Raw genomic sequence first — 9759 nt, 5'->3', positions numbered from 1 at the left:
TTCTTCAACCGCGGATCGTAGCTCGGGTAGCAGCACGGAAAATACAGCACCTCCTTCTCCTCGGTAAACTCCTCCACCGAGTGGCCTTTCGCCCAGTCCGCCCGCTTCTTCCGCTCCTCGCTCAGCGGGTTGCCTTCCCCCACCAGGCTCGCGCTCACCGTCCGGACCGCCTTCACAGAGGTCGGGAACACCCCGTATTCCGTCGCCACCCGCCGCAGCGCGATCCCGGACTCGATCTGCTTGACGTCCCTCGGGCACTGCTGCGGGCATCTCCCGCACGTCGTGCAGCGCCAGATCTCGTCGCTCTCGATCTCGGTCATCCCGAACGCGGCCTGCCGCACGATCTTGCGGATGCTGAAGCTCCGCACCCGGTTCCACGGACACACCGTGTCGCACAGCCCGCACTGGAAGCATCGCTTGAATGCGTCCCCGCCGTTCGCCTTGATGACATCGATAATTTCCTTGTAATCGGCTACCGCTTCCACTGTCTTTTTCTATCCTCTTCCATTGCCGTAACGTTTCATGAGCCTTTTTTCGACATGGACATCTTGGCAACGGTTTCCATGATGGTATCCAGTCCGTATTTGTCAGCCAGCGCCTCCAACCCGATCTCGAGATCCTCCTGCGCCTCGGCCTCTTCTTCGACTTCCTCTTCCCGTTCTTCGTAGGTCAAGGCATCCACCAGACACCACTTGACGCACAAGGGTTCCTCCTCCCCTTCGCACATATCGCATTTGAGGGGGAGGCCGGAGTCGGGCTCCTTGAAGATGTCCCGGGATGGGCAGGCAGCCCGGCAGAAGGCGCACTCGTCGTATTCCTTCCCGTCGATGATATACTTGTCCCTGCCCATGCACTCCGCCGGTGCATACTCCCCGGCATACACAGGCAGGTAGATGTCCCGGATCGGCTCGCGAATCACCCGGATGCGGGACCTCGCGGGGTTGTTGCTGCTGTATTTCGGCGCGGCGTGAAAGGCCGAGCAGACCACCTCGCATGCCCGGCAGCCGTTGCATTTATCCGCGTCAACCTTGATGGTCTTGACGATTTTCTTCTTCTTCTCACCAGCCACGATTCGTTCCCTCCAGCCTATTTCGGCTCTTTCTCCGCCGAAGTCTCTTTAGAAGGAGTGCCTTCATCATCCGTCAAGATGCCCCTTTCCAGGAAATCTTTGGCGACATAATCCAATCCCAGGGCATGCAGCGTCTCTTTGGTGGGGATGCCCTCTTTGTTCCAACCCTTGTAAGCGTAGTAGGTATCCAGGAGTTTCTCTTCCAGTTCGGGGAACCTTTTCTTCCAGTGATCCTGGGGAGGTTTCTCGTCCTTCCTCCGCATTCCCCTCCGGATGTTATTCGCCCTTACGAGGGTCCGGTACCGCTTGGTGGCCTCCGTCAGTTTGGCCTCGTCCATCTCGATCCCGGCCCCGGCGGAGATGAATTTCGGGTAATTGTGGATGTGGTAGGGAGGCTTCAGCGGAAAAGAAGACAGGCCGGCGCACATGCCGAGGGCGTCGTCGATGTAATGCATCCTCTCCTGCCAATCCACGATGTCACAGCACATCTCCACGGTCGGATAGAAAGGCATCGAGTTCTCTCCTCGCAGTTCCCAGTCCAGGAAATACTGCTTGAACTTCTCGTCCGGGACCTGGATCCAGTCCTTGACGAAGGCCTCCCTTTCCTCCCTTGTCGGGAAAGGCGCCTGCGGGAATTGCCCTTCGATCTGGGTGATGTTGATCTTCTCTCCGGTGGAATACATGAGGAAGTAGATTGGGTTCAACATACCGAGCTTGAGCGGCAATTGCTCATGCTTCTTGATATTGTTGTGGGCATAGGCTTCCGCTCCCTTGCCGATCTGCTGGGCCGCCCAGTAGGTCCCGTTGGCCAGGACGTCGCCTATCCCTTCCCGGCGAACGATCCTGTCGAGCAGCCAGTAGAACCTCCCGTCGTTGTCGGAGGGCATCCCCTCCATATCCTGATCCGTCAGGATCCCAGCCTCGTAAAGCTCCATGGCGAAGGCCATCACCTGCGGGGTCGAAAACCCGTCCACCCCATACTCCGTGGCCTGCTGCGCGATCGTCAGGCCGAAATTCAAGTCGGACATGGCCGCCATGGTGTACGTCAGCTTCGAAAAGCATTTCATCATGTAGGTGGAAAGCCCCGGCACGGAAACGGTCGCCCCGCACTTCATCGGGCAGTTGTAGCAGCTGATGAGGCGCGTCCGCATGCTTTCGAGCGTTTCGGTCCACTTTTCCGCGACCTCCTCGTTCCAGAAGTCTTTTCTGCGGAGGCGGGCATTGCCCCAGGCGAAATTCTCCGTATGCCACTTCTCGTCATGAACCGCCATCTCCTGCGGCGACCCGAGGCCCTTTAAAATGGTCATCACCCCTTCGATGGGATGCTCTTCCCGCCATTTGATATAGGCCAGCACCTCGTTGCAGAGTTCGATAAACTCGGCAGGCCGCGCCACGTTGATGTCCTTGGTCCCCCGAACCGCGATGGCCTTGACGCCTTTGTCCCCCATGACGGCGCCGATCCCACCGCGGCTTGCACTCGACCGGCCCTGCTCGATGGAGGCGAAGTAGACCCTGTTCTCACCGGCCAGGCCAATGGCCGCCACCTGAACCCTCGGCTCCTTCAGTTCCTGCCGGATAATCTCGGCCGTCTCGACCGCGCCCTTCCCGCGCAGGTGCGAGGCATCCCGGATCTCCACCTTGTCGTTGTTGATGTACAGATAGACCAGATCGGGGGACTTGCCGCGCAGGATGATCTTGTCATATCCGGCATATTTCAGTTCCGGCGCCCAGAATCCCCCCATCATCGAAAACTGCATCAACCGGGTCTGGGGGGAAATCGTCGAGACGATCGTCCGGTTGCAGCCGGTGGCCGGAGTGCCGCACAAAAGACCGGCGCTGAATATGAGCAGATTATCGGGAGAAAAGGGCTCGACTTCAGGGGGAACCCTGTCCCACAAAATCTTGGCGTTCGTGCCCAGCCCCCCCAGATAGAGTTCCGTGTCTCTCGGGTCGCTTTCCACCCTTTCGATGTTTCCGCGCGACAAATCGATTTCCAGGTTGAACCCTGTCTCCGCGTACCTCATTTTTCTACCTCTTGTCCTAAACTTGCGATATGGTCGTCCGGGCCGTTTCTAAACCGCTGCTTCGCTCTGGGCAATCCCGGCCGGCCGGGATACCCCCCTTACGATGGTGAGCCGGCAACCGGACTGGTCAACACTCCATCCTGATAGACCGCCGGGGATGGCCGGCGCCGATCTACCGTCCCGCCGCACACCCCCCATCATCCCGCCAGAAAAACCGCCCGCCGATCCCTGGAGGGCAAACCCGACTTTATCTGGCTGAAAATAAAGCCCTTCTTTCCAGACCGGCCTGTCCGCCGAAAACGACTCCAGCCGGACGGATCACATCGATCCATTCCAGCGTCCGGTATATGGCGTTCATGACGGGCATTTTTTTGTTTTCGCCTTTCTTGCGGCTGCAAAAGCACCAAGGCGCACGAGGAAAAGCAACAGGTCGATCTGACAAACAATTTTGAAACGTCTTCTGAATGTAAGTCCTCAAGGGTGTGGTTACAATCTAGCCACAACATAACTACGTGTCAAGAAAAAAACGGGACGGCGGCCACTCGGAAACAACCTCAAGGGCAGGAGACGAATCGGTTTTAAGCCTGCCAGCCTTCCGCTCATGGCTCACCCCTCCCCGCGACCGCTTTCGGATGCAGGGCGTCAAGATCCGAGCCGGACAATATCGCCCTCCCTGAACCGATAGTAGCCCTTTTCCGTCATACGGATAAACGGGATGGCGGGCGTGGTAAGAACGCTCAGGGTCAGGTGAGCGAAATCCAGGCCTGTCCCCAGGAAGGTCATGATCTCTTGGAAGCGTACCAGTCGCTCGGCCAGTTCCGGCATCCTCAGTTCCGAGACATACCCCCCGGCGCGCAGGGGGATCTCCAGCTTCGGCTCCCCGTCAACGACGATGACGGTTCCCCCCTGGATCGCTATCAAACGGTTGACGGCAGCAGCCAGATCCTCGTCGTTTTCGCCGATCCCGATGATGCCCCCCGTGTCCCAGCAGAGCGTGGTGGCAACGGCTCCGCGTTTCTGGCCCCAACCCCGGACGAATCCGACAAACGCCTCACCCCGGCCGCTGATCCGCTCCATGAAGAAGACCTTGAGCAGATCGTCAGCCGGATCCGACGCCAGATACCCTGAGACCGGTCTGGGACGCGCCCTCCCTTCCCGCGCCACCAGGCCTCCAGGCTGGATGTCCAGGGTCCGCACCATCCCCTCCCGATCTGCGCAGGACTCGGGAACCGCCATGGCGGAGGGCGACACAACCGGTGCCCTGACCGTATTCATGAGTCTGTCAGGGTAATGAGCCTCGGGGAAAGGCACGGTCATCCGCCCCTCCTCTGCCACCACGCGGCCCTTGGAGATCACCCATTGCGGCCTGATCGTCCGGGGATCAGGCAGGATCAGGAGGTCGGCATGGCGGCCTGGAGCGATTCCGCCGATCAGCTTGTCGAGCCCCAGATGCTCCGCCGGATTGAGCGTCACCATGCGGACCGCCTCCATGGGATCGATTCCCAGATCCACCGCCTTCTGCACCACATCCTTCAGATACCCCTTTTCAATCAGAAGACTGGGGTTGGTCCCATCGGTCACCAGAATCACGCGGCGCAAATCGATCTCGTCCTTCAGGGGAAGGATGATCTCCAGGTCCCGGCGGATGTCCCCTTCCCGGATCATGGCGTAGAAACCCATCTCGAGGCGGTTGAGCACATCTTCGGTGGAAATGGCCTCGTGGCAAGACTCCACGCCGATGGCCGCATAGGCAGCCAGCTTCCGGTCGAACGCCCCGGCCGCGTGGCCCTGGACGGATCTCCCGGCCTTATGCGTTTCACGGATCAACGCCAGGATCCGCCGGTCCGACTGCAGGACGGGAGCCTGCCAGAACGATTCCCCCAGCCCGATGACCCGGGGGTCTTCGAACAGTCCGGCCAGCTGCTCCGGGGTGATCATCAGGGCCTCCGCGGCCGGACTCAGGGACACCATGGGCGGGACCAACGTGTAGATCTTGACCGGGCTGGCCTCTGTCTGCTCCAGAAAGATCCTCACCCCCTCGGCACCCAGGATGAAGCCGTAGCATTCCAACTCCGCGATCAGGCAGGTGACGCCCGAAGGGACCGCATAGGAGAGGAACTCGGGGATATTGAAGTAGTTGATCAGGTGCGTATGCGCGTCGATGAATCCCGGACAGATCACCCGCCCGTCCGCCTCGATCACGCGGGTCTCCGGACCCACGGCGTAGCCGAGGTCAGACCCGACATGGGCAATCCACTCCCCGGCAACCGCCACGGAGCGCCCCGGAAGCATCCTCCCCGTGTACACATCCATCAGGGTCCCATTCCTGACCACCAGATCCGCCGGCCTTCTTCCCAGGGCCGTGTCCATGAGAAGCTGCATATCGCGACCGGCTTCCGCCCCCTCCCGTTTAGAAAACACCCTCATCTCGACCGCCATCTGTATCAAACCCCTTTCGTTATATTCTCCCCGAACTTCCCGGCTCCGATATCCCCATGAGCCGCCGCGGAGCAATCGAACTGGGCAGCCTGGCCGGCGAACCGAATCCACATTTCCGAATTGTAAACCAGGTTGCTCTGGACAATCCTTTCCAAACCATCCTCAGCACATCCTTTCACACCCGCTGCAGCCCGATTTTCAGGTCTTCCGGGACATTTCAAAGCCGTCTGCATGCCACGAAGCTCCCCTGCCGAGCAGCATCGGGTGCCAAGAAGGAATAGACCGGAGGGGATTATACTTAAAAAGCGCATAAAATCTAAATTTTTCCCAGCGCGCAGCGAAATCCCCGAAAAACGTGCCCCACTCGCCTGCTTGCTTTGACAGCATAAATATATGAAATCATAAACTAATTAAGAATGCCGGAGCGAAGGTGCGGGCAGGCCTGCCTCAGGACTATCCAACGCTCTATCCTTTCCTGCACGCATTTCTATCCGAAACAAAAACAAACCCTAAGATCCTTCGAACAATCCTTTCCTAATCTCCCATTTCAGAACTCCGCGGTGGGGCCCCGATATCGAGCCGCGGCTGTAGGTCCAAGAGTACAAGATCTTGGACAAACCATTCGGGCGAGAGCGCGCGCTTCCGACATTCAATCTGCAAACCTGAATGGGGAGTCTTCCAGGGATCACCCGGGTGCTCATGTCCGTTTTCTCGCTCCGTGAAAACAGCGCTCCAGTGGAGACAGAGCATTTCGCTCGGCTCGGGGCCGTCGAACAAAAGACCCGGAGATGAAATCCGGCCCGCTAAGAACTGCTTTACAGAAACTGTGGGAAGGACTCTCCGTCGCCATTCTTCGGTCGAGTCTTTGAAAGGGGGTGATGGAAAGCAGAAGAGAACATGATCAAACCACTGACTCAAGCAGCTATCGATAACCATCCGACTACCCGCTATCATTAAATTAAGGAGGCAAACCATGAACATCGGAAAACGTGCTGGAGCAACACTCCTGGCAATGTTGATTCTCTTCGCGGCCACGTTGGCCTGTGCCGCTCAACCGAAATATGTCTTTTTCTTCCTCGGGGACGGCATGTCCGCTTCGCAGATCCAGGCAACCGAAGCCTATCTGGCTACCAAATATGCCGTTGATAGAGGGCAGCCTCTAGGTCCGAACTCCGGCGAATTAGACGCCGACTATCTACTTGCCGATGAAAACCGCCTGAACATGAGCAAGATGCCGGTGGCGGGGATGCAAACCACTTATGATTCCTTTGCCTTGATGACCGACTCGGCGTCTTCGGCCACGGCCTTCGCCTGCGGAATCAAGACACGGAGCGGGGTCATCGGCATGGATGACACCAAGACTCATTCCTATAAGAGCATCGCCCAACTGGCCCACGAAAGCGGCATGAAGGTCGGCATCATCTCGAGTGTTTCTTTGGACCATGCCACGCCCGCCGCCTATTATGCCAGCGTCCCGAGCCGCGGCGACATGAATAACATCGGCACCCAGTTGGCAGCGACCGGATATGAGTTTTTCGGCGGCGGAGGATTGGTCAAACCCGATGCTCCCAACGATGTCTGGGGCCTGCTCACGAACAACGGTTATGAAGTCCGCAATACCCGTGAATCCATCCTTGCGCTCAAGGACGCCCCTAGAGACCGGGTCGTCTGCATCAACCCGTGGCTGCAGGATGCTTCAGCCATGCCCTATGCCATCGATAGACCCGAAACCAACCTGTCGCTCGCGGAAATGACGGAAGTCGCCATCGCCAACCTATACGGCGGTGCGTCCGATCATCCCGCCCGCCCCAATTCGCGCAAGGGCCGGGGAAAAAAGGTTGAAGGCAAAGGATTCTTCATCATGGTCGAAGGCGGCAAGATCGACTGGGCCTGCCACGCCAACGACGCCATGGCGACCATCGGCGATATGCTCGATTTCGACGATGCCGTCGGCGTAGCTCTCGACTTCTACAGGAAACACCCGGCTCAGACCCTGATCGTCGTCACCGGCGACCATGAAACGGGCGGGATGACCGTCGGCCACGCCACTACGGCTTACAAGGCCTATTACGATCGGCTGCTCAACCAGACCAGCAGCTTCCAATACTTCAAGGACGAGCCGTGGACGGATCACAAAGGCACCTATTCTGCTTGCTGCCCTGATTGTGCCTCCAACCCTGACACCCTGTCTTCCAATTCAGCCATGCTTGATTTGATGAAGGACTTCTTCGGTCTGGATTGGGCTGACCTCAATGCCTACCAGAAGGAAAAGCTGGAAGATGCCTATGATCAATCGCTTTGCGGGACCAACGACAACAGCGCCGACGAAAACCGCTATCTCTATGGCGGCTACGAACCGATCATCGTCACCATCACCCATATCCTGAACGAGCGCGCCAGCATCGGGTGGACCTCGTACTCCCACACCGGCGTGCCGGTTCCGATCTTCGCCCAAGGCCGGGAAGCTGAACGGTTTGCCGGCTTCTACGACAACACCGATATCGCCAAGCAGCTCGCCGAGGCCATGAACCTGCCGAGCCTGCCCACTGAAAAATAGGTCTCGGACTCGGCTCCATCCGGTTTCTGCCGGTTGAACCTCATCGCCTGCCTGAAAAAGTGCGAAGGCACTTCCCATCCGGCAGGCATAGAACACACAGCCCCGAGAAGGGCCCGTTGTCCGGGCCAGAAGCGAAATTCGAAAAGACAGCCCTGATAGAAAACGGGCGTTGACGGCTGGAGTCGAATCAAAAACATGGAAGGCGCCGCCGCATGGGCGGCGCCGCTTTTTTCACAGGAGAGGTGCTCGATGTCAACCCACCGGCGGCATGAATGGATTTTTTCCCTGATCATCGCGAGCATCTGCATCGCACTCTCATTCCTGGATCTCACCCGCATCCCCAGCGCTCCGAAGGGGATCCACGCGCGGGGAGTGGTGGAAGCTGTGGACAACAGCCGCGTACGCCAAAACCTCATCGTCAAGACCGAGGAGCAGTTCCTGACCGTGCGCCTGCTCAACGGCCCCCATGAAGGACAGTCCATCGAGATCGTCAATATGCTGACCGGAAAGATGGAATTCGACGAATTCTATGAGGCCGGGAAGATCGTTCTTGTCGAGTACGATACGATCGACGGGAAACCCGCGCACGGGGTCGCACGCGGCTATGACCGCCTTAAGATGCAGATCCTTCTCATCGCGCTCTTCGGCATCCTCCTTCTCGCTGTCGCCGGAGTTACCGGGCTGAAGGCCGTATTGTCCTTCCTATTCGCGGCGATGGTGTTATGGAAACTCTTCTTCCCGCTGCTGCTGCGCGGCTTCCCTCCTCTTTCGACGGGCCTCGCCATCGCGGCCCTTCTCACTGCGGTGATCACCTTCTCGGTCGGCGGGGTCAACCGCCGCGGCCTTGCCGTCTTCCTCGGTTCCATGCTCGGCGTCGGGCTCACCTGTGCGCTGGCGACCAGCTTTACCAAGGCGTTCGCGCTTCACGGCGCCGTAAGGCCCTTCGCAGAAACCCTCCTCTACTCCGGCCATTTCAGGCTTGACCTGACGGGCATTTTCATCGCCAGCGTCTTTATCGCCTCCTCCGGCGCCGTCATGGACCTCGCCATGGACATCGCCGCGAGCATGGACGAAATCAAGCGCCGGCATCCGGACATCGCCCCCTTCGACCACTTGCGCTCGGGTCTGCGCATTGGCCGAGCGGTCGTCGGGACCATGACGACGACGCTTCTCCTCGCCTACTCCAGCAGCCACATCGCGATGTTCCTGTTGTTCATGGCCAAAGGCCTCCCGGCGGTCAACATCCTGAACGCCCCATTCGTTGCCGCCGAGGTGCTGAACATCTTGGTGGGGAGCTTTGGACTGGTGACAGTCGCCCCTCTCACCGCCTTTTGCGCCGCCTTACTCTATCGTCAGACAGGGCGGAAAAGCGTCGAGCTTGCGATGAAGGACACCACTGCATCCGCGGCGAACGTATTACAAGGCAGCGCAGCATCTGCAGCGACGTCCGGAACCTCTTCCCAACCCTGATCGATAGCCAGGTGATCCGGGCCGGTCAAAACGCCACTATCGTCTCGACAGACGACTCGGAGCGGGTTGATCATCGGAAATCGGATACACATGTGCACTTCGGGAAAACAACCCTTTTCGGAGGCGACCTGATGGTCGCCGCACAAGCAAACGTGCAGATTGAAGCCGAGATTGGCAAAAAGACCATTTCCGGATGGAAA

6 protein-coding genes are annotated in these 9759 nt (G+C 58.7%); 2 read left to right on the top strand and 4 right to left on the bottom strand.

The genetic code is table 11. The features are described from left to right. The 4 genes from H567_RS0102030 to H567_RS0102010 form a co-directional block, all read right to left on the bottom strand. Positions 1-485 (bottom strand): 4Fe-4S dicluster domain-containing protein (locus H567_RS0102030; RefSeq protein ID WP_028320114.1); only part of this gene is annotated, 485 nt, incomplete at its 3' end. Positions 486-520: 35 nt separating this feature from the next. Further along, positions 521-1069, bottom strand: coding sequence for a 4Fe-4S dicluster domain-containing protein (locus H567_RS0102025; RefSeq protein ID WP_028320113.1), 549 nt, complete (start codon positions 1067-1069; stop codon positions 521-523). A gap of 17 nt (positions 1070-1086) precedes the next feature. After that, positions 1087-3093 carry an aldehyde ferredoxin oxidoreductase N-terminal domain-containing protein gene (locus H567_RS0102020; protein WP_028320112.1) on the bottom strand — a complete coding sequence of 669 codons (2007 nt, stop codon included), beginning with the start codon at positions 3091-3093 and terminating at the stop codon, positions 1087-1089. 642 nt (positions 3094-3735) lie between these two features. Then, positions 3736-5532: an adenine deaminase C-terminal domain-containing protein gene (locus tag H567_RS0102010; RefSeq protein WP_051184392.1), complete on the bottom strand. Its 1797-nt coding sequence runs from the start codon at positions 5530-5532 to the stop codon at positions 3736-3738. 973 nt (positions 5533-6505) lie between these two features. On the opposite strand from H567_RS0102010, the gene H567_RS0102000 reads away from it, so the two are divergent. Beyond that, positions 6506-8089: an alkaline phosphatase gene (locus H567_RS0102000; RefSeq protein WP_028320110.1), complete on the top strand. Its 1584-nt coding sequence runs from the start codon at positions 6506-6508 to the stop codon at positions 8087-8089. A gap of 249 nt (positions 8090-8338) precedes the next feature. After that, on the top strand, positions 8339-9559 hold the full coding sequence (locus H567_RS22565) for a YibE/F family protein (protein WP_084516749.1): 1221 nt from the start codon (positions 8339-8341) through the stop codon (positions 9557-9559). Positions 9560-9759 lie beyond the last annotated feature (200 nt).

Source organism: Desulfatiglans anilini DSM 4660, assembly GCF_000422285.1.
GTDB classification, from domain to species: Bacteria; Desulfobacterota; DSM-4660; order Desulfatiglandales; family Desulfatiglandaceae; genus Desulfatiglans; species Desulfatiglans anilini.
The sequence above is the reverse complement of the archived record's forward strand: the minus strand, read 5'-3'. Positions and strand labels throughout refer to the sequence as shown.